Consider the following 20,977-nt stretch of genomic DNA (forward strand, 5'->3'; position numbering starts at 1 on the left):
CCAGCATGATTGAGCGCAGCGGGGAGCGGAACCTTAGCGCGTTACCCCATTGCTCTTCAATGGGCAAGCTCGGCTTTTGCGCCAACGGCAAGGCATTGGCGCCAGTATTTACAACCGTAACCCCGGCAACGGATAGTAGCGGTTCAATCCGGGGAGTCTCACCGTTGAAACAGCTGGAACTGACCGACCTCAACATCGATCGTCAATTGTTGGACCTGCCGGGCACCTCGTTGCTTGTTTTTACAAGTCTGGGTTGCACCAGCTGCCGATGGGCACGACAGTATCTGCCAACCCTGGCGCTGCCGCTTGAACGCCTGTGCTGGATCGACGCCGCCGACAACGGCGGTGCTGTGGAGCGCTATGAAGTGTTTCATCTGCCAGCGCTGTTCGTCATTCGCGACGGCGACTTCTATGGTCCACTGCGTGCGCCACTGACGGCCCAGGGTATCGATCAGGGCCTGCGCGAGGTATTGCAGGCCGAGCCGGACGAACTGCCCTGAGGGGCACCGAACAGGTTAAGGAATGAGTGACATGACGACTGCTAGCAGGAAGCCGCGTATTGGCATCATCGGTACGGGCGCCATCGGCGGCTTTTATGGGGTGATGCTGGCCAGGGCCGGATTTGACGTGCATTTCCTTCTGCGCAGCGAATTCGAGGCCGTGGCGCAGAACGGCCTGCGGGTCGAGAGCACGGTGCATGGCGAACTGCTGCTCAATCCGGTTCAGGCTTATGCATCGACCGCTGACATGCCGCCCTGCGACTGGCTGCTGGTCGGCGCCAAATCTACCGCCAATGTCGAACTGGCACCGCTGATCGCCGAGGCTGCGGCCCCGGATGCGAAGGTACTGGTCCTGCAGAACGGTCTGGCCGTGGAGGACCGCCTGCGCGCCGCCTTGCCGGACTCCCTGCATGTGTTGGGTGGCCTGTGCTTTATCTGTGTACACCGTCTGGCTCCCGGCGTGGTTGCGCATCAGGCTTTTGGTGCAGTCAATATGGGCTATCACAGCGGGCCGACGGCGAATGCCGACGCCCGTCAGGCGATTGTCGAAGAGGGCGCGGCGCTGTTCAAGGCGGCGGGTATCGACTCACAGGCCATGCCGGACCTGCAGCAGGCGCGCTGGCAGAAACTGGTGTGGAACGTGCCGTATAACGGCCTGTCGGTCTTGTTGCAGGCCAGTACCTCGGCCCTGATGACTGACAGCTACAGCCGCGAGCTGATTCTGGACCTGATGAACGAAGTGGTGGCCGGTGCCGAAGCCTGCGGCCACAGCATGCCCGAGGGCTACGCGGCCAAGCTGTTTGCCACCACCGAGCAGATGCCGGACTATTGGCCGAGCATGTACCACGACTTCCGCGAGAAGCGTCCCCTTGAATTGGACGCCATCTATTCCCGGCCCCTGGCAGCGGCCCTGGACGCCGGGCGTGACATGCCGAAAATCCGCGCCCTGTTCCAGACTCTGGCCTTTATCGACTTTCACAATATCTGAGGCGCCTCGCTTCATGGGCGCACGGGAGGAATGCTTATGGCAACGGTATCAGGCAACAAACTGATCCTGGCGATTTCCTCCCGGGCCTTGTTCGACCTCGGCGCCAGCCATGGGGTGTATATGGCTGATGGCGTCGAGGCCTACCGCCAGTATCAGATCGAGCATGAAGACGAGATCCTGCAACCGGGCGATGCCTTTCTGTTGGTGGAAAAACTGCTTAACCTCAATAAGCGCCTGAAGCAGGCACGGGTCGAGGTTATTCTGGTTTCACGCAACAGCGCCGACACCGGCCTGCGCGTGTTCAACTCGATCCAGCACTACGGTCTGGATATTTCCCGCGCGGCGTTTGTCGGCGGGCGCAGTCCCTATCCGTATCTGGCGGCCTTTGGCTGCCATCTGTTTCTGTCGACCCATGCCGAAGATGTGCGCAGCGCCCTGGATGCCGGTTTTGCTGCGGCAACCATTCTCTCCGGTGGCGCTCGCCGGGCGGCCAGCGATGAGCTGCGCATTGCCTTCGATGGCGATGCCGTGCTGTTTTCCGATGAGTCGGAGCGGGTCTATCAAAGTGATGGTCTGGCAGCGTTCCAGCTCAGCGAACGTGAGTCGGCCCGGGAGCCGTTGCGTGGCGGGCCGTTCAAGCCGTTCCTGGCGGCACTGAATCATTTGCAGCGTGAGTTTCCCGAAGACTCCGGGCCGATCCGTACCGCCCTGGTCACGGCTCGCTCGGCGCCGGCCCATGAACGGGTCATTCGCACCCTGCGTGAATGGGATATCCGCCTGGACGAGTCGCTGTTCCTCGGTGGTCTGGATAAATCGCCGTTTCTCGAAGCCTTCGCCGCCGACGTGTTTTTCGACGATCAGCCCGGCCACTGCGAGCGCGCCCGCGAGGTGGTTGCTACCGGTCATGTGCCCCACGGCATCAGTAATGAAATCAAGGTTTGAAGTGCGTCAAAGCTCGGCGGCACGGGCCGTCGCAGTTGGTTGGGCGCTGCTAAGCTGAAGCAATCTCCGCCAAATCTGGCTGTCTGGGAGGTCGTATGATTCGTTCGATGCTGTATGCCACGGACCTTGGCCTGTATGCGCCGTATGTCATGCAGCACGCGCTGGCACTGGCACGAACCTTCAAGGCCGAGCTGTACGTCATTCATGTGGTCGAACCCATGGGGTTGTTCGCCGAATCGGTCCTGCAGAGCTACCTGAGCGAGGATGCGCTCAAGGAGTTGCGCAGCCAGGGTCTGAGCACGGTGCTGGAAGGGATCGAACAACAGGTTCTGGATGGTTTTCGCGACGAGTTGGGGGATGGCCATCAGGACCTTGAGTTGATTCGCAGTGTGCGGGTCGTGCAGGGCGATCCGTCGAAGGTCATTCTTGAACAGGTAAGCCGTCTGGCCGTGGATTTGCTGGTCGTCGGCAGCCACAGTCACGGCACGGAAGGAGATACACCGATCGGGCGTACGGCTGCCAGGGTTCTGCAGCTTTCGGAAGTTCCGGTCTACATGGTGCCCATGGTGCAGAACCGGATGCGCGGATAGTCGAGAGCAGAAGTGAAATCGGGCGTGCCATTACGCCGTAAAGATGATAAAAAGTTCTAGATTTATTCTTCTGACCATTAATCCAGTTATATACCGTCGCTGATGCCCCTGGCGTCTACCTGCTTTGAGGGATACATATGAAGCTTCAACAACTGCGCTACATCTGGGAAGTGGCGCACCATGACCTCAACGTCTCCGCGACGGCTCAGAGCCTTTACACCTCTCAGCCCGGCATCAGCAAGCAGATCCGTTTGCTCGAAGATGAACTGGGGGTCGAGGTCTTCGCCCGCAGCGGCAAGCACCTTACCCGCGTGACACCGGCCGGTGAGCGCATCATCACCACCGCCGGCGAGATTCTGCGCAAGGTCGAGAGCATCAAGCAGATTGCCCAGGAATTCTCCAACGAGAAAAAAGGCACGCTGTCCATCGCCACTACCCACACCCAGGCGCGTTATGCCCTGCCGCCGGTGATCAGCAATTTCATCAAGCAATACCCTGACGTCGCTCTGCACATGCACCAGGGTTCGCCGATGCAGATTGCCGAGATGGCCGCTGATGGCACCGTTGATTTCGCCATTGCCACCGAGGCGCTGGAGCTGTTCGGCGATCTGGTGATGATGCCGTGCTACCGCTGGAACCGCTGCGTGGTCGTGCCCCAGGGCCACCCGCTGACCAAACTGCCGAAACTGACCCTGGAAGTGCTGGCCGAATACCCGATCGTGACTTACGTATTCGGTTTCACCGGGCGCTCCAAGCTCGACGAAGCCTTCAGTCATCGCGGCCTGACGCCAAAAGTAGTATTCACCGCCGCCGATGCTGACGTGATCAAGACTTACGTTCGTCTGGGTCTGGGCGTGGGGATCGTCGCCAAGATGGCGGTGGACGCCAAGCTCGATTCCGACCTGGTGGTACTCGACGCCAGCGACCTGTTCGAGTCCAGCGTGACCAAGATCGGCTTCCGCCGTGGCACTTTCCTGCGCGGCTTCATGTGCGACTTCATCGAGAAGTTTGCCCCGCACCTGACCCGCGAGGTCATGTCCAAGGCCATCCAGTGCCATAACAAGCAGGAACTGGAAGAGCTGTTCGACGGGGTTGAACTGCCGGTGCATTGATCCTGCAACCCTGATGCAAACACTGTGGGACCGGCTTTAGCCGGGAATGGGGCATAGCAACCGACGTATCTCTATCGGATGTACCTGCGCCTTCCCGGCTGAAGCCGGTCCCACAATGGGTTCCACTGCTGACCGCAATCAGCCCTTGGCAATCATATTCCCGGCATGCAGACCGCATTCCTTCTGGGTGGCTTCTTCCCACCACCAACGACCTTCGCGCTCATGCTGGCGCGGCAGTACCGGACGGGTGCAGGGTTCGCAGCCGATACTGATGAAGCCGCGTTCGTGCAGGCTGTTAAATGGCAGTTCCAGCATGCGGATATACGCCCACACGTCTTCACTGCTCATCTGCGCCAGCGGGTTGAACTTGTACAGCGGGCGCTCGGGCCTCGAGAAGGCGCCGTCGATTTCCAGTACCGCCACTTCACTGCGGGTGCTCGGGCTCTGGTCGCGGCGCTGGCCGGTGGCCCAGGCTTTCACCGTGGACAGCTTGCGGCGCAACGGCTCGATCTTGCGCACGCCACAGCATTCGCCATGGCCGTCCTTGTAGAAACTGAACAGACCCTTTTCCTTGACGAAAGGCTCCAGCTTGGTCTGGTCCGGCGAGATCAGCTCGATGGCGATCTTGTACTGCTCGCGCACCTGCTCGATGAAGCGATAGGTCTCCGGGTGCAGGCGGCCGGTGTCGAGGCTGAAGACCTTGACGTTCTTGTTGATTTTCCAGGCCATGTCCACCAGCACGACGTCTTCGGCGCCGCTGAAGGAGATCCACAACTCATCGCCAAAATGCTGGAAGGCCAGCTTGAGGATGTCCTGGGGGGATTGGTTGGCGTAAGTCGCGGCGAGTTCAGCGACGTCGAATGGCTGGTTCATCAGGCGGTTTCCTGGTCGAGAAGCGGCGCTTAAGCGCTCGATATGCCGACGATGGTAACAAAATCCTTCGCTGATTTGGCCGACTTGCCGTCTCTAGGCTAAAGTGCTGCCTCTTTTTTCAGCCTGCTGATTCAACCAAGGAGTGTCTTGTGGAAATTGCCTGTCTCGACCTGGAAGGTGTGCTGGTCCCGGAAATCTGGATCGCCTTTGCTGAGAAAACTGGTATCGAGTCTCTGCGTGCAACCACGCGGGACATTCCCGACTACGACGTGCTGATGAAGCAGCGTCTGCGCATCCTCGACGAGCATGGCCTGAAACTGGCCGACATTCAGGAAGTGATTGGCACCCTCAAGCCGCTGGACGGCGCCATCGAGTTCGTCAACTGGCTGCGTGAGCGCTTCCAGGTGGTGATTCTGTCGGACACTTTCTACGAGTTCTCGCAACCGCTGATGCGTCAGTTGGGCTTCCCGACCTTGCTCTGCCATCGTCTGATCACTGACGAAACCGACCGGGTTATCAGCTATCAACTGCGTCAGAAAGATCCCAAGCGTCAGTCGGTATTGGCCTTCAAGAGCCTGTACTACCGGGTGATCGCCGCAGGCGATTCGTATAACGACACCACCATGCTAGGCGAGGCCGATGCGGGCATTCTGTTCCATGCCCCGGATAACGTGATCCGCGAATTCCCGCAATTCCCGGCGGTGCATACGTTTGAAGACCTGAAGAAGGAGTTCATCAAGGCGTCGAATCGGGATCTGGCTCTGTAACAGAAGGTCCGCATCTTCTGTGGGACCGGCTTTAGCCGGGAAGGCGTTGGCAGGAGCGATACATTTCTATCGTCTGTCATAGGGTTTCCCGGCTAGAGCCGGTCCCACATTGACTCAGAGGTTCTGCAAGGTTTCCAGCAGTATCCGCACCTTGGTAAACGACTCCTGATACTCGGCCTCGCAGTCCGAGTCGGCGACGATACCGCCGCCTCCCCAGCAGGACACCTGACCGTCCTTGACCAGCAGGCTGCGGATGGCGATGGAGCTGTCCATTTCGCCACGCACATCCAGATAGATCAATGATCCGCAATACAGGGCACGGCGACTGGGCTCCAGTTCGTCGATGATCTGCATGGCGCGGATTTTCGGTGCGCCGGTGATGGAACCACCGGGAAAGCTGCCGGCAATCAGGTCCAGGGCGTCGTGATCGGCGGCCAGTGTGCCGGTCACGCTGCTGACCAGGTGATGCACGTTGGGATAGCTTTCCAGGCTGAACAGCTCGGGCACTTTCACCGAGCCGATGCGGCAGCTGCGGCCCAGGTCGTTGCGCAGCAGGTCGACGATCATCAGGTTTTCCGCGCGGTCCTTGGCACTGGCCAGCAGCTCGACGGCATAGGCGGCGTCTTGCGCAGCATCGCGGCCACGGGGGCGGGTGCCCTTGATCGGCCGGGTCTCGACCTGGCCCTGGGCGACTTTGACGAAGCGCTCTGGCGACAGGCTCAGCACCGCATCATTACCTTCCAGGGCCATATAACCGGAGAAGGGCGTCGGGCAGGCCACGCGCAATGCGCAGTAGGCTGCCCACGGATCACCTTGGCAATTGGCCTGGAAGCGTTGGGTCAGATTGACCTGATAGCAGTCGCCGGACTGGATATAGTTCTGGATGCGTTCAAAAGCGGCACGGTAGTCGTCAGCACTGATACTGGTCTGGAACGGGCCGTCGAGTTGGAAGCTGGCTTGATCAAGGGGCGCGGGTGCACCGAACAGCGCTAACAGGCGTTGCTGCTCGGTCTCGGCCAGGCTCGGGTGAAATACCAGCTGGGACGTGCCTTGTTGGTGATCGCTGATCAAGGCCCAGGCGTACAGGCCAAGCCGCGCCTGCGGCAGTTGCAAGTCATCCACGGCCTTGCTCGGCAGCGGTTCCAGGCGTCGGCCGAAGTCATAGCTCAGATAGCCGATCAGGCCGCCGGCGAAGGGCAGCTTGCAGTGCTCGGGCAGTTGCGCTTCGCCCAGTAGAGCCAGGGCCTGGCGCAGGCGCTGGAGAAAGCCGGCGCCGCTCTCGTCATTGTCGACACTCAGTTGCTCTTCGGGCCAGGCGCTGAGCAGATCGTAGCGACCACGTTCAGCCGCTGGCCGACCACTGTCGAGCAGCACTGCACCCGGCGCATGGCGCACTCGCGAGAAATAATCGGCGGGGTTGCTGTGATAGGGCAGCGGATGGACGGAGCAGGTCGGCATTTAGGCAAAATCGGTCAGCAGAGCGCGGGTGGCGATTGTAGTCCGCTTGGGCGGGATCGGGAAATCTCGGTGTTTAGCCAGTGAGATGGGGCACATGCCCAAACAGCTCCTGCACAAACCTGACCCGCTCTTGCGGCGTTTCCGTACGGCCTTCCAGAGCCAGTTGCTCAATACGCGCTTCCACCGCCTGGGTCCTGTGGGTCAGGCCGCAGTCGTTGGCAATCTGGATATTCAGGCCGGGGCGGGCGTTGAGCTCGAGGATCAGCGGACCTTTTTCCTGGTCCAGCACCATGTCGACACCGATATAGCCCAGGCCACAGAGCTCAAAGCATTCAGCGGACAGCTGCATGAAGCCGTCCCAGTCAGGCAGTTGCACGCCGTCCACGGTCTGGGCGGTATCGGGATGTTTGCGGATGATGTTGTTGAGCCAGGTGCCTTGCAGGGTGATGCCGGTCGCCAGGTCGACACCGACGCCGATGGCGCCCTGGTGCAGGTTGGCCTTGCCGTGGGACTGGCGGGTCGGCAGGCGCAGCATCGCCATGACCGGGTAGCCCATCAGCACGATGACGCGGATGTCCGGCACACCTTCGTAGCTGATGCTCTTGAAGATCGGGTCCGGAGTGACGCGGTATTCGATCAGCGCGCGGTCGCGGTGGCCGCCCAGGGAATACAGGCCGGTAAGGATGCTGGAGATCTGGTGTTCGATTTCGCTGTGGCTGACGATGCGCCCGGAGATAGTGCGAAAGCGCTCCTCGAAGCGGTCGGCGATAACCAGGATGCCATCACCGCCTGCGCCCATGGCCGGCTTGATCACGAAATCATTGTGGCCGTCGATGATCTGGTCGAGACGGTCGATTTCCTTTTCCGTGGAGATCACCCCGTACATCTGCGGTACGCGGATCCCGGCCTGGATGGCGCGCAGCTTGGTGGTGATCTTGTCGTCGACAATGGGGTACAGGCTGCGCTTGTTGTACTTGAGCACGTAGTCGGCATTACGCCGGTTGATGCCCATGATGCCCTTGGCCTCCAGGGCCTTCCAGGTCTTCCACCAGCCGATCATTTGCCTTCCTCTTCCTTGATGAAGGCCTTGAAGCGCATCAGTTCGGTGAGGCGGTAGCCGCGATAGCGACCCATGGCCAGCATGAAGCCCACCAGAATCAGCAGCACAGCGGGGAAGGTGAAGACGAAGTAGGTCAGTTCCGGCACGCTCATGATCAGGTGCGCCAGGGACGCGGCGAACAGGGTGCCGATGGCGACTTTCATGGCATGGCTGGCGCCGCGTTCTTCCCAGGTGATGGACAGGCGTTCGATGGTCATGGTCAGAATCACCATGGGGAACAGTGCCACCGACAGGCCGCGCTCCAGGCCCAGCTTGTGGCTGAACAGGCTGATGGCGGCGATCAGCACTACGACAAAGGTCAGCACCACCGACAGGCGCGGCAGCATCTGCAACTTGAGGTGTTCCAGGTACGAGCGCAGTGACAGGCCCAGGGCGGTGATCAGGGTGAACAGCACGATGCCGAAGCCCAGTTGGGTCTCGCGGAAGGCCAGGGCGATCAGCACCGGGGTGAAGGTGCCCAGGGTCTGCAGGCCGATCAGGTTGCGCAGGATCAGGATCACCAGCACGCCGATGGGGATCATCACCATGATCATGAAGGTCTGCTGGGTCTGCAGCGGCAGGCCGTACAGCGAATAGGAGAGGAAGTCGGCGTCGGAGTTGTCGTCGGTCAGCTTGGCCAGGCGGATGGCGTTCATTTCGCTGTTATTGAGGCTGAAGTTGACCGTGGCTTTCTTGCCGCCTTCGACGGTGATCAGGTTTTCGTCGCCGACCCACCACAGCAGGCGGTCTTCGGGCAGGCCCTGGGCGCCGGTGTCCGGGTTGAAGTACAGCCAGTCCTTGCCGTTGAAGCTGCGCAGCCACAGTTCCGGGGTCTGCGGCTGGTCGGCGACCAGACGGATAGTGTGGACTTTTTCCATCGGCACGTGGGCGATGGACAGCAGCAGTTCGGTGATACGCGCCTTGTTCGGCGTCGAGGTGTCCCCGGCCAGTAGCAGCTTGACGTTGTCGTCGCTGAGGGTGTTGACCCGCTTAATGGCTTCGCCGATGAAGGTCTCGACGTCCGCCGAGTGCTGGCGGATCGGGGCGAGCAGGGCTTCGGCAGCGATTTTTTCCGGGCCGTCGATGACCATGCTGTCGCGGAAAATCGGCCCCTTGGTGCGCGGCTTGTCGCCGTTATAGCGCTTGGTCAGGACCAGACGGTAATAAAGGGTCTGGTTGCCGCTGGCGCGCCGTGCCGACCAGGTGACCTTGCGGTTGCCGTCGATGCGGTTGACGCTGACCCCGTAGTTATTGGAGATGAAGCTTTCGTTGAGGCTGATGTAATCCCGGGCCAGGGGTGGCACGAACATTTGGATCTTCACCGGGTCCTTGGCGCTGGCGACGAACTCGACTTTGGCGTCGATGTTCCACAGGTCGTCGGTTTCGTCTTCGGTCACCGGAATGCCCAGCACGACGATCTGATAGGCCGTGATGGCGATGCCCAGGGTGACCAGGACGGCAATCAGGATTTTCAGATGCAGGTTGAGAGAACGCATGGATTTACTCTTTGGGCCTGGCAACAGGAGGGCAGCTCGGTTTGCCCTTTGAATATTTCAGGCTGGGATCGACCAGGGCGTCGAAGCGCTTGAGCGCCTCGGAGCCAATCAAAAGCGGGTATTGGAATGCACTTCGGTCGGTCAAGTTCACTTCCAGGGTGCGTAAAACTTTGCCCATGCATACATCCAGGCTGATCACCGGGCGGGCGCTGTACTTTTTCTCGTCATCGGGGCTGTAGTCGTCGGCCCGGCGCTTGATCTTGCTCAGGCGCTGCAGCGGGCGTTCGATGGGGTGCTGGTGGGCGTCGTCGATGGCCAGATAGAAGCGCACCCAGCCTTCGCCGTCGCGAGTGAAGTGGGTGATATCCCGGGCACTGAGGGAGGCGGTGTGGGCGCCGGTGTCGAGCTTGGCGGCGACCTGCAGATCGATATCGGCGAGTTCTGCGTATTCATTCAGGCCGTAAACGGTCTTGTCGGCGGCTTCGCCGGTGCCGGCCAGCAGCATCAGGCAGAGCAGCGAAAAGGGGGTTATGAGTCTCATAGATCCTGGCGCGGTGAGGGGCGCAGCCCTCGATAGTGATCGGTTATACCGTTCATTTGGCTCGATCGAAGCGGGCCGGATTCTAGCACGGTGGTGCCGGGCTGCCAGTTTCTGCGGGTGCCCAAGTGTTTATAAAAGTTTCTCCTGAAAAGCCCCGGCATTAGACGATTGTCGACAATGTTGATTTTTGCTTTGACTGATTCGGGTGATATGGCTAGATTTGTCGGTATTGATCTTCAAGGTGTCGACAATATGTTGGGTGAGGTAGAAAGCCCGTTAAACGGCCATGACGAATCGGAGACGCTTTCCGAAAACGTCTTCCGCCGTATCCAGGCAGCCATCGTCAAGGGCGAGATTGCCCCCGGCAGCAAGATCTCTGAACCCGAACTGGCGCGCACCTACGGTATCAGCCGCGGGCCGTTGCGCGAGGCGATCCATCGTCTGGAAGGCCAGCGTCTGCTGGTGCGGGTCCCCCATGTCGGCGCCAGGGTAGTGTCCTTGAGCCACGCTGAGCTGATCGAACTCTACGAAATCCGCGAATCCCTTGAAGGCATGGCTTGCCGCCTGGCCGCCGAGCGCATGACCGTTGAAGAAATCGACGAGTTGCGCCGGGTCCTCGACACTCATGAGCGCGACGCGGCGTTCCAGGCCGGGCTGGGCTACTACCAGCAGGAAGGCGATTTCGACTTCCACTACCGGATCATCCAGGGCAGCGGCAACCGCACCCTGAGCCAGATGCTCTGCGGCGAGCTGTATCAACTGGTGCGCATGTACCGCATTCAGTTCTCCAACACGCCCAACCGCCCGCGCCAGGCTTTTGCCGAACACCACCGCATTCTCGACGCCATCGCCGACCGTGATGGCGAACTCGCCGAATTGTTGATGCGCCGCCACATCGGCGCTTCCAAACGCAATATCGAGCGGCATTACCAGGCCGTTCCAGACCGAGGTGAAAAATGACCAGAAGCACTCCCGGCCAGCGTTTCCGTGACGCCGTCGCCAGCGAACAGCCCCTGCAAGTCGTCGGCGCCATCAATGCCAACCACGCCCTGTTGGCCAAGCGTGCCGGTTTCAAGGCGATCTATCTGTCCGGTGGCGGCGTCGCAGCCGGGTCGCTGGGGGTGCCGGACCTGGGCATTACCGGCCTCGATGATGTGCTCACCGATGTGCGACGCATTACCGATGTCTGCGATCTGCCTCTGCTGGTGGATGTCGATACCGGTTTTGGTTCCTCGGCATTCAACGTTGCACGCACGGTTCGCTCGATGATCAAGTTCGGTGCGGCGGCGATTCATATCGAGGATCAGGTCGGCGCCAAGCGCTGCGGCCATCGTCCTAACAAGGAGATCGTCTCCCAGCAGGAAATGGTCGACCGCATCAAGGCCGCCGTCGATGCCCGCACCGATGACAGCTTCGTGATCATGGCGCGCACCGATGCTCTGGCCGTGGAAGGCCTGGAATCAGCGCTGGAGCGGGCCGAAGCCTGCATCGAGGCCGGTGCCGACATGGTCTTCCCGGAAGCCATCACCGAACTGGACATGTACAAGCTGTTCGCCGCCCGCGTCCGCGCGCCGATTTTGGCCAATATCACCGAATTCGGCGCCACGCCGCTGTACACCGTGGACGAACTCCGTAGCGCGGATGTGTCCCTGGTGCTGTATCCGCTGTCGGCGTTCCGCGCCATGAACAGGGCGGCGGAAAATGTCTACGGCGCAATCCGCCGCGATGGCTCGCAGAAGAACGTGATCGACACCATGCAGACCCGCATGGAACTGTACGACGCTATCGATTACCACACCTTCGAGCAGAAGCTCGATGCGTTGTTTGCGCAGAAGAAGTAAGCGTAACCCTGTGGGACCGGCTTTAGCCGGGAAGGCCTATTCCCGGCTGAAGCCGGTCCCACAGGGTGCATTTCAAATCAAAATAGTTTGAAAAAATGAATTGCCGATTCCCTAACAAATTCAAGATTGGAGACAGCAATGGCTGAAGCAAAAGTATTGAGCGGCGCTGGTCTACGGGGCCAGGTCGCCGGGCAGACGGCGTTGTCCACCGTGGGACAGGCCGGTGCCGGATTGACCTATCGTGGCTACGACGTCCGTGAACTGGCCGCCGAAGCACGTTTCGAAGAAGTCGCCTATCTGCTGCTCTATGGCGATCTGCCGAGTCAGGCCCAGCTGGATGCCTATCTGCATGAACTGCAGGGTCTGCGTGACCTGCCGCAAGCCTTGAAGGAAGTGCTGGAGCGGATTCCTGCCAGCGCCCACCCGATGGATGTCATGCGTACCGGTGCGTCGATGCTCGGCAATCTGGAGCCTGAAGAGGATTTCAGCCAGCAACTGGCCGCGACCAACCGTCTGCTGGCGGCGTTCCCGGCGATCATGTGCTACTGGTATCGCTTCAGCCACGAAGGCAAGCGCATCGAGTGCGTGACTGACGAACCCTCAATTGGCGCGCATTTCCTGCACCTGTTGCTGGACAAGAAACCCAGTGAGCTGCATAGCAAGGTCATGGACGTCTCGCTGATTCTCTACGCCGAGCACGAATTCAACGCTTCGACCTTCACCGCTCGGGTGTGCGCTTCGACCCTGTCGGACCTGTTTTCCTGCATCACCGCCGCCATCGGCAGTTTGCGCGGCCCGCTGCATGGCGGCGCCAACGAAGCGGCCATGGCGATGATCGAGCGCTTCAGTTCGGCCGAAGACGCGGTCAAGGGCACCCTTGGCATGCTCGAGCGCAAGGACAAGATCATGGGCTTCGGCCACGCGATCTACAAAGACTCCGACCCGCGCAACGAGGTGATCAAGGGCTGGTCGAAAAAACTCGCTGACGAAGTGGGCGATACCGTGCTGTTCCCGGTCTCCGAAGCCATCGACAAGACCATGTGGGAACAGAAGAAGCTGTTCCCCAACGCCGACTTCTACCATGCCTCGGCGTACCACTTCATGGGGATCCCGACCAAGCTGTTCACGCCGATCTTCGTCTGCTCGCGCCTGACCGGCTGGGCCGCCCACGTTTTCGAACAGCGTGCCAATAACCGCATCATTCGTCCAAGCGCCGAATACATCGGCGTCGAACAGCGCAAGTTCGTGCCCATCGAACGTCGCTGACCGGGGGAGGGGAGCGCTGCGAACCACGGCACTCTCCATCCATCCTCTGCCACTACCGTGATCGAGCCCTGTGCCATGAATTCTGAATACCGCAAGCTGCTGCCCGGCACCCGCCTGGATTACTTCGACGCCCGCGCGGCAGTCGAGGCGATCAAGCCCGGCGCCTATGCCACCCTGCCCTACACCTCCCGGGTACTGGCGGAAAACCTGGTGCGCCGCTGTGATCCGACGACGCTCAAGGCGTCCCTGAGCCAGTTGATCGAGCGCAAGCGCGACCTGGACTTCCCGTGGTTTCCGGCCCGGGTGGTGTGCCACGACATTCTCGGCCAGACCGCCCTGGTCGACCTGGCCGGCCTGCGCGACGCCATTGCCGAGCGCGGTGGCGATCCGGCCCAGGTCAACCCTGTCGTGCCGGTGCAACTGATCGTCGACCATTCCCTGGCTGTGGAATGCGGCGGCTTCGATCCGGATGCCTTCGCCAAGAACCGCGCCATTGAAGACCGTCGCAACGAAGACCGCTTCCACTTTATCGACTGGACCAAACTGGCGTTCAAGAACGTCGAAGTGATTCCGCCCGGCAACGGCATCATGCACCAGATCAACCTGGAGAAAATGTCGCCGGTGGTGCAGGTCCGTGAAGGCGTGGCGTTCCCCGACACCCTGGTCGGCACCGACAGCCACACCCCGCATGTCGATGCCCTGGGAGTGATCGCTATTGGTGTCGGCGGCCTGGAAGCCGAGAACGTGATGCTGGGCCGCGCCTCGTGGATGCGCCTGCCGGACATTGTCGGCGTCGAACTGACGGGCCAGCGTCAGCCCGGCATCACCGCCACGGACGTGGTCCTGGCCCTGACCGAGTTCCTGCGCAAGCAGAAAGTGGTCGGCGCCTGGCTGGAGTTTTACGGCACCGGTTCGGCAAGCCTGACCTTGGGTGACCGCGCGACCATTTCCAACATGGCCCCTGAGTACGGCGCCACGGCGGCGATGTTCTCCATTGATTCGCAGACCATCGACTACCTCAAGCTCACCGGCCGCGAAGACGAGCAGGTCGCCCTGGTAGAACTGTACGCCAAGGAAACCGGGCTGTGGTCCGATAGCCTCAAAGACGTCCAGTACGAGCGCGTGCTGAGCTTTGATCTGTCCAGCGTGGTGCGTAATATGGCGGGTCCGTCCAACCCTCACGCGCGGGTTGCGACCAGCGATCTGGCGGCCAAGGGCATTGCCGGGCAGTGGACCGAAGTGCCGGGGCAAATGCCCGACGGCGCGGTGATCATCGCTGCCATCACCAGTTGCACTAACACCAGTAACCCGCGCAACGTGATTGCCGCCGGGTTGCTGGCACGCAATGCCAACCGCCTTGGCCTGACCCGCAAGCCCTGGGTCAAGTCTTCCCTGGCGCCGGGTTCCAAGACCGTGGCGCTGTATCTGGATGAAGCCGGCCTGACTTCCGAGCTGGAGCAACTGGGCTTTGGCGTGGTGGCCTTTGCCTGCACCACCTGCAACGGCATGTCCGGCGCGCTCGATCCGCTGATCCAGAAGGAAATCATCGACCGCGATTTGTACGCCACGGCCGTGCTGTCGGGTAACCGCAACTTCGATGGACGTATCCACCCGTACGCCAAGCAGGCCTTCCTCGCTTCGCCGCCGTTGGTAGTGGCCTACGCCATTGCCGGGACCATCCGTTTCGATATCGAGAAGGATGTGCTGGCGGTGGTCGACGGCAAGGAAATCCGCCTCAAGGATATCTGGCCCAGCGACGAAGAAATCGACTCCGTGGTCAAGGCATCGGTCAAGCCGGAGCAGTTCCGCCAGGTGTATATCCCCATGTTCGCGATCCAGGAGGCCGGGCCTGCGGTGCCGCCGCTGTACGACTGGCGGCCGATGAGCACCTATATCCGCCGTCCGCCTTATTGGGAAGGCGCCCTGGCCGGGGAACGCACGCTCAAGGGCATGCGCCCGCTGGCAGTGCTGCCGGACAACATCACCACTGACCACCTGTCGCCGTCCAACGCCATCATGTTGAACAGCGCTGCCGGTGAGTACCTGGCGAAAATGGGTCTGCCGGAAGAAGACTTCAACTCCTACGCAACCCACCGTGGCGATCACCTCACCGCCCAGCGTGCGACCTTTGCCAACCCGCAACTGATCAACGAAATGGCCGTGGTCGATGGCCAGGTGAAGAAGGGCTCCCTGACCCGCATCGAGCCGGAAGGCACGGTTACGCGGATGTGGGAAGCCATCGAAACCTATATGTCGCGCAAGCAGCCGCTGATCATCATTGCCGGTGCCGACTACGGCCAGGGCTCGTCCCGGGACTGGGCGGCCAAGGGCGTGCGTCTGGCCGGTGTCGAGGCGATTGCCGCCGAAGGCTTCGAACGCATCCATCGCACCAATCTGGTCGGCATGGGCGTGCTGCCCCTGGAGTTTAAGCCGGGGGTCAATCGCCTGACTTTGGGTATCGACGGCAGTGAAACCTTCGACGTAGTCGGCAAGCCGACACCCCGCGCGACCTTGACGCTGGTGATCAATCGCAAGGACGGCGAGCGCCTGGAAGTGCCTGTGACCTGCCGTCTGGATACGGCTGAAGAAGTGTCGATCTACGAGGCGGGCGGCGTGTTGCAGCGCTTTGCTCAGGACTTCCTGGAGTCGTCAGTCGCCGTTTAGCGCGAAGTCAACAGGTGGGACCGGCTTTAGCCGGGAAGGCGCCTTCCCGGCTAAAGCCGGTCCCACAGGCAGAATGTCATTCATCCAGATGGTTACGAGTTGTTGATAAGAGGACAAGATTTCCATGGCTTATCCGGCACAAATCAAGATCCCCGCCACCTACATGCGTGGCGGCACCAGCAAGGGCGTGTTCTTCAGCCTGCAAGACCTGCCCGAATCCGCCCAGGTCCCCGGCCCTGAGCGCGATGCCCTGTTGTTGCGGGTGATTGGCAGCCCCGATCCTTACGAAAAACAGATCGACGGCATGGGCGCGGCCACCTCCAGTACCAGCAAGACGGTGATCATCTCGAAAAGCATCAAGGCCAATCACGACGTCGATTACCTGTTCGGTCAGGTCTCCATCGACAAGCCCTTCGTTGACTGGAGCGGTAACTGCGGCAATTTGTCTGCTGCGGTCGGGCCATTCGCTATCAGTCAGGGTCTGGTGGACGCCAGCCGCATTCCCCAGAACGGCGTGGCCGTGGTGCGCATCTGGCAGGCCAATATCGGCAAGACCATCATCGCCCATGTGCCCATCACCAACGGCGCGGTGCAGGAAACCGGTGACTTCGAGCTGGATGGCGTGACCTTCCCGGCGGCAGAGGTTCAACTGGAGTTTATGGACCCGGCTGCGGACGAAGAGGGCGCAGGCGGTTCGATGTTCCCCACCGGGCAACTGGTCGACGACCTGGAAGTGCCTGGTGTCGGTACGCTCAAGGCGACAATGATCAATGCCGGGATCCCGACCATCTTCATCAACGCGGCCGATATCGGTTACACCGGTGCCGAGCTGCAGGGTGATATCAATGGCGACGGCAAGGCCCTGGCCATGCTGGAAACCATCCGTGCTCATGGCGCCCTGCGCATGGGCCTGATCAAGCACCTGGACGAAGCGGCTACCCGCCAGCACACGCCCAAGGTTGCCTTTGTCGCGCCGCCCCGGCAGTACGTATCGTCCAGTGGTAAATCGGTAGACGATGCCGACCTGTTGGTACGGGCGGTGTCCATGGGCAAGCTGCACCACGCCATGATGGGCACCGCAGCGGTGGCGATCGGCACGGCTGCGGCGATCCCCGGCACCCTGGTCAACCTCGCGGCAGGCGGCGGCGAACGCAGCGCCGTCCGCTTCGGCCACCCCTCGGGCACCCTGCGCGTCGGCGCCCAGGCCGATCAGGTCAATGGCGAATGGAAAGTGCTCAAGGCGGCGATGAGCCGCAGTGCGCGGGTGTTGATGGAAGGGTGGGTGAGGGTGCCGCTCTAAGCTATGAGCTGCGAGTTACGAGTTACGAGCTACGAGCTAAAGCGCTTTGCCTCCGCTTCTGCTCGCAGCTAACAGCTCGCAGCTCCCCGCAGGGGCCTATTTGAACCGGCGCTCGACCCCTTTCTCGACCAATACCTTCGCCGAGATCTCTTCCACTGAGAAATGCGTGGAGTTGATATTGGGGATGTTCTCGCGGCGGAACAGGTTCTCCACTTCCCGCACTTCGAACTCGCACTGGGCATAGCTGGAGTAGCGGCTGTTGGGCTTGCGCTCGTGGCGAATGGCGGTCAGGCGATCTGGGTCAATGGTCAGGCCGAACAGTTTGCTACGGTGGGTCTTGAGCGCGGCGGGCAGTTGCAGGCTTTCCATATCGTCTTCGGTCAGCGGGTAGTTGGCCGCGCGGATGCCGAATTGCATGGCCATGTATAGACAGGTAGGGGTCTTGCCGCAGCGCGACACACCGACGAGGATGATGTCGGCCTTGTCGTAATAATGGGTCCGGGCGCCGTCGTCGTTGTCGAGGGCGAAGTTCACCGCCTCGATGCGCTCCATGTAGTTGGAGTTGTGACCGATGGAGTGGGATTTGCCCACCGAATAGGAGGAGTGTGAACTAAGCTCCTGCTCCAGCGGCGCCAGGAAGGTCGAAAAAATATCGATCATGAAACCGTTCGAAGTGGCCAGGATCTCGCGTATTTCCTGGTTGACGATGGTGTCGAAAATGATCGGACGCACATCGTCCCTGTCGGCGGCGTTGTTGATTTGTTGTACCATCGCCCGCGCTTTTTCGACGCTGTCGATGTACGGCCTCGTGAACTTGTTGAACGTGATGTTTTCAAATTGTGCCAACAGGCTCTGGCCCAGGGTTTCGGCAGTGATGCCGGTGCCGTCGGAGATAAAGAACGCAGATCGTTTCATTTGTGCTCGGGCCTTAAGCTGGTGGCGAATGTTGGCTATCATAGGCGCGCTTGCGGGCCTGGACAGTGGGCATTCTTGCTTATTTCCAGGGTCCGGGCCACACACGTGCAGAACCGGGTTGCATGACGGTTCGGCAAATTGAGCTTTTCCCAACAACACACACAGTTAAGTGGAGAGATCACCTTGGTAGAGTACGTAGTTTCCCTCGATAAGCTCGGCGTCCATGATGTGGAGCACGTGGGAGGCAAGAACGCATCCCTCGGCGAAATGATCAGTAACCTCGCGGGCGCTGGCGTTTCGGTCCCTGGTGGCTTCGCCACTACAGCTCAGGCCTACCGTGATTTTCTGGAGCAGAGTGGTCTGAACGATCAGATCCACGCTGCGCTGGACGCTCTTGATGTCGACGACGTCAACGCCCTGGCCAAGACCGGCGCGCAGATTCGTCAGTGGATCATGGAAGCCGAGTTCCCCGAGCGGCTCAACGCCGAAATCCGTACCGCCTTCGCCGAACTGTCGGCAGGCAACCCGGATATCGCCGTTGCCGTGCGTTCTTCCGCCACTGCTGAAGACCTGCCCGACGCGTCCTTCGCCGGTCAGCAGGAAACCTTCCTGAACATCCGCGGCGTCGAAAACGTCATCCGTGCGGCCAAGGAAGTCTTCGCGTCCCTGTTCAACGATCGCGCCATTTCCTACCGCGTACACCAGGGTTTCGACCATAAACTGGTGGCTCTGTCCGCTGGCGTGCAACGCATGGTTCGCTCTGAAACCGGTACTGCGGGTGTGATGTTCACCCTCGACACCGAGTCGGGCTTCCGTGACGTGGTGTTCATTACCGGTGCCTACGGCCTGGGTGAAACCGTGGTCCAGGGTGCGGTCAACCCGGACGAGTTCTACGTCCACAAAGGCACCCTGGAAGCCGGCCGCCCGGCCATCCTGCGCCGCAATCTGGGTAGCAAGGCGATCAAGATGATTTACGGCGACGAGGCCAAGGCCGGTCGTTCGGTCAAGACCGTCGACGTCGATGCCGCCGAGCGCGCGCGTTTCTGCCTCAGCGATGCCGAAGTCAGCGAGCTGGCCAAGCAGGCGATGATCATCGAGAAGCACTACAAGGCACCGATGGACATCGAGTGGGCCAAGGACGGTGACGACGGCAAGCTGTACATCGTCCAGGCGCGTCCCGAAACCGTGAAGAGCCGTTCTTCGGCCAACGTCATGGAACGCTACCTGCTCAAGGAAAAGGGCACTGTATTGGTCGAAGGTCGTGCCATCGGCCAGCGCATCGGCGCCGGCAAGGTGCGGATCATCAAGGACGTGTCCGAGATGGACAAGGTCCAGCCAGGCGACGTACTGGTTTCCGACATGACCGACCCGGACTGGGAACCGGTCATGAAGCGCGCCAGCGCCATCGTCACCAACCGTGGTGGTCGTACCTGCCACGCGGCGATCATCGCCCGTGAGCTGGGTATTCCGGCCGTGGTCGGTTGCGGTAACGCCACCCAGCTGTTGAAAGATGGCCAGGGCGTGACCGTTTCCTGCGCCGAGGGCGATACCGGCTACATCTTCGAAGGCGAACTGGGCTTCGACATCAAGACCAACTCGGTCGATGCCATGCCTGACCTGCCGTTCAAGATCATGATGAACGTCGGCAACCCGGACCGGGCTTTCGACTTCGCCCAACTGCCCAACGCCGGTGTCGGCCTGGCGCGTCTGGAGTTCATCATCAACCGCATGATCGGCGTGCACCCCAAGGCGCTGCTGAACTACCCGAACCTGCCGCTGGAAATCAAGGAAAGCGTCGACAAGCGCATTGCTGGCTACGACGATCCGGTCGGTTTCTATGTCGAGAAGCTGGTCGAGGGCATCAGCACCCTGGCCGCTGCGTTCACGCCGAAGAAGGTCATCGTGCGTCTGTCGGACTTCAAGTCCAACGAATACGCCAACCTGATCGGCGGCAAGCTCTACGAGCCGGAAGAAGAGAACCCGATGCTGGGCTTCCGCGGTGCTTCGCGTTATATCAGCGAAAGCTTCCGTGACTGTTTCGAACTCGAATGCCGTGCCCTCAAGCGTGTGCGCAACGACATGGGGCTGACCAACGTCGAAATCATGGTGCCGTTCGTCCGTACCCTGGGCGAAGCCAGCCAGGTCATTGACCTGTTGGCTGAAAATGGCCTCAAGCGCGGCGAAAACGGCCTGCGCATCATCATGATGTGCGAATTGCCGTCCAACGCGATTCTGGCTGAAGAGTTCCTCGAGTTCTTCGACGGTTTCTCCATCGGCTCCAACGACCTGACCCAGCTGACCCTGGGCCTGGACCGGGACTCGGGGATCATCGCTCACCTGTTCGACGAGCGTAACCCTGCAGTCAAGAAGCTGCTGGCCAATGCCATTCAGGCGTGCAACAAGGCCGGAAAGTACATCGGTATCTGCGGCCAGGGGCCTTCCGATCACCCGGATCTGGCACGCTGGCTGATGGACCAAGGCATCGAAAGCGTTTCACTGAACCCCGATTCCGTACTGGAAACCTGGTTCTTCCTGGCTGAAGGTCAAGCTCCGGCCTGATAACGCAACACCGTAAGTCGCCGACCCGCCCAGGCTGATTAGCCTGCGTGGGTCGGCCTTTTTTCG

At 60.8% G+C, this 20,977-nt stretch carries 18 protein-coding genes; 12 read left to right on the plus strand and 6 right to left on the minus strand.

The window, feature by feature from the left end; all coding sequences use genetic code 11:
* Window positions 1–164: 164 nt before the first annotated feature.
* The 5 genes from AC1Z24_RS11455 to cysB all read left to right on the plus strand — a co-directional run bounded on the left by AC1Z24_RS11455 (window position 165) and on the right by cysB (window position 4,132).
* Complete coding sequence (locus AC1Z24_RS11455) at window positions 165–500, plus strand: YbbN family protein (RefSeq protein WP_483745726.1); 336 nt, start codon at window positions 165–167, stop codon at window positions 498–500.
* Window positions 501–531: 31 nt separating this feature from the next.
* Entirely contained in the window at window positions 532–1,488 is a 957-nt protein-coding gene (locus tag AC1Z24_RS11460) for a putative 2-dehydropantoate 2-reductase (RefSeq protein WP_483745727.1), read from the plus strand.
* Window positions 1,489–1,524: 36 nt separating this feature from the next.
* A complete protein-coding gene (locus tag AC1Z24_RS11465; RefSeq protein WP_259100256.1) occupies window positions 1,525–2,430 on the plus strand; it encodes a 5'-nucleotidase in 906 nt (301 codons plus the stop codon).
* 95 nt (window positions 2,431–2,525) lie between these two features.
* Window positions 2,526–3,020, plus strand: a complete 495-nt coding sequence (locus tag AC1Z24_RS11470) for a universal stress protein (RefSeq protein ID WP_259100254.1) — start codon at window positions 2,526–2,528, stop codon at window positions 3,018–3,020.
* Window positions 3,021–3,157: 137 nt separating this feature from the next.
* Entirely contained in the window at window positions 3,158–4,132 is a 975-nt protein-coding gene (cysB, locus tag AC1Z24_RS11475; protein ID WP_259100252.1) for an HTH-type transcriptional regulator CysB, read from the plus strand.
* A 138-nt stretch (window positions 4,133–4,270) separates the two neighbouring features.
* Here the strand turns inward: cysB and AC1Z24_RS11480 are convergent, their stop codons facing one another.
* On the minus strand, window positions 4,271–5,005 hold the full coding sequence (locus AC1Z24_RS11480) for a phosphoadenylyl-sulfate reductase (protein WP_483745728.1): 735 nt from the start codon (window positions 5,003–5,005) through the stop codon (window positions 4,271–4,273).
* A 149-nt stretch (window positions 5,006–5,154) separates the two neighbouring features.
* On the opposite strand from AC1Z24_RS11480, the gene thrH reads away from it, so the two are divergent.
* The gene (gene thrH, locus AC1Z24_RS11485; RefSeq protein WP_483745729.1) at window positions 5,155–5,772 is read left to right on the plus strand and encodes a bifunctional phosphoserine phosphatase/homoserine phosphotransferase ThrH; all 618 of its coding nucleotides are present in this window, start codon (window positions 5,155–5,157) and stop codon (window positions 5,770–5,772) included.
* Window positions 5,773–5,886: 114 nt separating this feature from the next.
* Here the strand turns inward: thrH and pabB are convergent, their stop codons facing one another.
* From pabB to rloA, 4 genes are all read right to left on the minus strand, one after another.
* Window positions 5,887–7,230: an aminodeoxychorismate synthase component I gene (pabB, locus tag AC1Z24_RS11490; RefSeq protein ID WP_483745730.1), complete on the minus strand. Its 1,344-nt coding sequence runs from the start codon at window positions 7,228–7,230 to the stop codon at window positions 5,887–5,889.
* Window positions 7,231–7,303: 73 nt separating this feature from the next.
* Entirely contained in the window at window positions 7,304–8,287 is a 984-nt protein-coding gene (locus AC1Z24_RS11495; RefSeq protein ID WP_483746598.1) for an alpha-L-glutamate ligase-like protein, read from the minus strand.
* Window positions 8,287–9,825 carry an osmotic stress tolerance membrane protein RloB gene (gene rloB / locus AC1Z24_RS11500; protein ID WP_483745731.1) on the minus strand — a complete coding sequence of 513 codons (1,539 nt, stop codon included), beginning with the start codon at window positions 9,823–9,825 and terminating at the stop codon, window positions 8,287–8,289. The genes AC1Z24_RS11495 and rloB overlap by 1 nt, the downstream gene beginning before the upstream one ends.
* A 4-nt stretch (window positions 9,826–9,829) precedes the next feature.
* Window positions 9,830–10,366, minus strand: a complete 537-nt coding sequence (gene rloA / locus AC1Z24_RS11505) for a retropepsin-like aspartic peptidase RloA (RefSeq protein WP_259100239.1) — start codon at window positions 10,364–10,366, stop codon at window positions 9,830–9,832.
* Window positions 10,367–10,618: 252 nt separating this feature from the next.
* Here rloA and AC1Z24_RS11510 point away from each other — a divergent pair, with 252 nt between their 5' ends.
* The 5 genes from AC1Z24_RS11510 (at window position 10,619) to prpF (ending at window position 17,437) form a co-directional block, all read left to right on the plus strand.
* Window positions 10,619–11,326 (plus strand): GntR family transcriptional regulator, encoded by a 708-nt coding sequence (locus AC1Z24_RS11510; protein ID WP_259100236.1) that lies wholly within the window; start codon window positions 10,619–10,621, stop codon window positions 11,324–11,326.
* Complete coding sequence (prpB, locus tag AC1Z24_RS11515) at window positions 11,323–12,207, plus strand: methylisocitrate lyase (protein WP_483745732.1); 885 nt, start codon at window positions 11,323–11,325, stop codon at window positions 12,205–12,207. Before AC1Z24_RS11510 ends, prpB begins: the two co-directional genes overlap by 4 nt.
* 138 nt (window positions 12,208–12,345) lie before the next feature.
* Window positions 12,346–13,473, plus strand: coding sequence for a bifunctional 2-methylcitrate synthase/citrate synthase (prpC, locus tag AC1Z24_RS11520; RefSeq protein ID WP_483745733.1), 1,128 nt, complete (start codon window positions 12,346–12,348; stop codon window positions 13,471–13,473).
* A 75-nt stretch (window positions 13,474–13,548) separates the two neighbouring features.
* On the plus strand, window positions 13,549–16,137 hold the full coding sequence (gene acnD / locus AC1Z24_RS11525; RefSeq protein WP_483745734.1) for a Fe/S-dependent 2-methylisocitrate dehydratase AcnD: 2,589 nt from the start codon (window positions 13,549–13,551) through the stop codon (window positions 16,135–16,137).
* Window positions 16,138–16,261: 124 nt separating this feature from the next.
* Window positions 16,262–17,437 (plus strand): 2-methylaconitate cis-trans isomerase PrpF, encoded by a 1,176-nt coding sequence (gene prpF, locus AC1Z24_RS11530; protein WP_483745735.1) that lies wholly within the window; start codon window positions 16,262–16,264, stop codon window positions 17,435–17,437.
* Between the two features lie 96 nt (window positions 17,438–17,533).
* Here prpF and ppsR read toward each other — a convergent pair whose 3' ends face one another.
* On the minus strand, window positions 17,534–18,352 hold the full coding sequence (ppsR, locus tag AC1Z24_RS11535; protein WP_259100222.1) for a posphoenolpyruvate synthetase regulatory kinase/phosphorylase PpsR: 819 nt from the start codon (window positions 18,350–18,352) through the stop codon (window positions 17,534–17,536).
* Between the two features lie 183 nt (window positions 18,353–18,535).
* Here ppsR and ppsA point away from each other — a divergent pair, with 183 nt between their 5' ends.
* Window positions 18,536–20,911 (plus strand): phosphoenolpyruvate synthase, encoded by a 2,376-nt coding sequence (ppsA, locus tag AC1Z24_RS11540; RefSeq protein ID WP_483745736.1) that lies wholly within the window; start codon window positions 18,536–18,538, stop codon window positions 20,909–20,911.
* Window positions 20,912–20,977 lie beyond the last annotated feature (66 nt).

It is taken from the genome of Pseudomonas sp. JL23, from assembly GCF_056933585.1.

What these genes read in the sequence shown, in the direction of transcription:
- rloA (WP_259100239.1), bottom strand. Translation starts at nt 10,366, where the DNA reads ATGAGACTCATAACCCCCTTTTCGCTGCTCTGCCTGATGCTGCTGGCC.
- AC1Z24_RS11470 (WP_259100254.1), top strand. Translation starts at nt 2,526, where the DNA reads ATGATTCGTTCGATGCTGTATGCCACGGACCTTGGCCTGTATGCGCCG.
- rloB (WP_483745731.1), bottom strand. Translation starts at nt 9,825, where the DNA reads ATGCGTTCTCTCAACCTGCATCTGAAAATCCTGATTGCCGTCCTGGTC.
- AC1Z24_RS11510 (WP_259100236.1), top strand. Translation starts at nt 10,619, where the DNA reads ATGTTGGGTGAGGTAGAAAGCCCGTTAAACGGCCATGACGAATCGGAG.
- prpC (WP_483745733.1), top strand. Translation starts at nt 12,346, where the DNA reads ATGGCTGAAGCAAAAGTATTGAGCGGCGCTGGTCTACGGGGCCAGGTC.
- ppsR (WP_259100222.1), bottom strand. Translation starts at nt 18,352, where the DNA reads ATGAAACGATCTGCGTTCTTTATCTCCGACGGCACCGGCATCACTGCC.
- cysB (WP_259100252.1), top strand. Translation starts at nt 3,158, where the DNA reads ATGAAGCTTCAACAACTGCGCTACATCTGGGAAGTGGCGCACCATGAC.
- prpB (WP_483745732.1), top strand. Translation starts at nt 11,323, where the DNA reads ATGACCAGAAGCACTCCCGGCCAGCGTTTCCGTGACGCCGTCGCCAGC.
- AC1Z24_RS11480 (WP_483745728.1), bottom strand. Translation starts at nt 5,005, where the DNA reads ATGAACCAGCCATTCGACGTCGCTGAACTCGCCGCGACTTACGCCAAC.
- pabB (WP_483745730.1), bottom strand. Translation starts at nt 7,230, where the DNA reads ATGCCGACCTGCTCCGTCCATCCGCTGCCCTATCACAGCAACCCCGCC.
- prpF (WP_483745735.1), top strand. Translation starts at nt 16,262, where the DNA reads ATGGCTTATCCGGCACAAATCAAGATCCCCGCCACCTACATGCGTGGC.
- AC1Z24_RS11465 (WP_259100256.1), top strand. Translation starts at nt 1,525, where the DNA reads ATGGCAACGGTATCAGGCAACAAACTGATCCTGGCGATTTCCTCCCGG.
- AC1Z24_RS11460 (WP_483745727.1), top strand. Translation starts at nt 532, where the DNA reads ATGACGACTGCTAGCAGGAAGCCGCGTATTGGCATCATCGGTACGGGC.
- acnD (WP_483745734.1), top strand. Translation starts at nt 13,549, where the DNA reads ATGAATTCTGAATACCGCAAGCTGCTGCCCGGCACCCGCCTGGATTAC.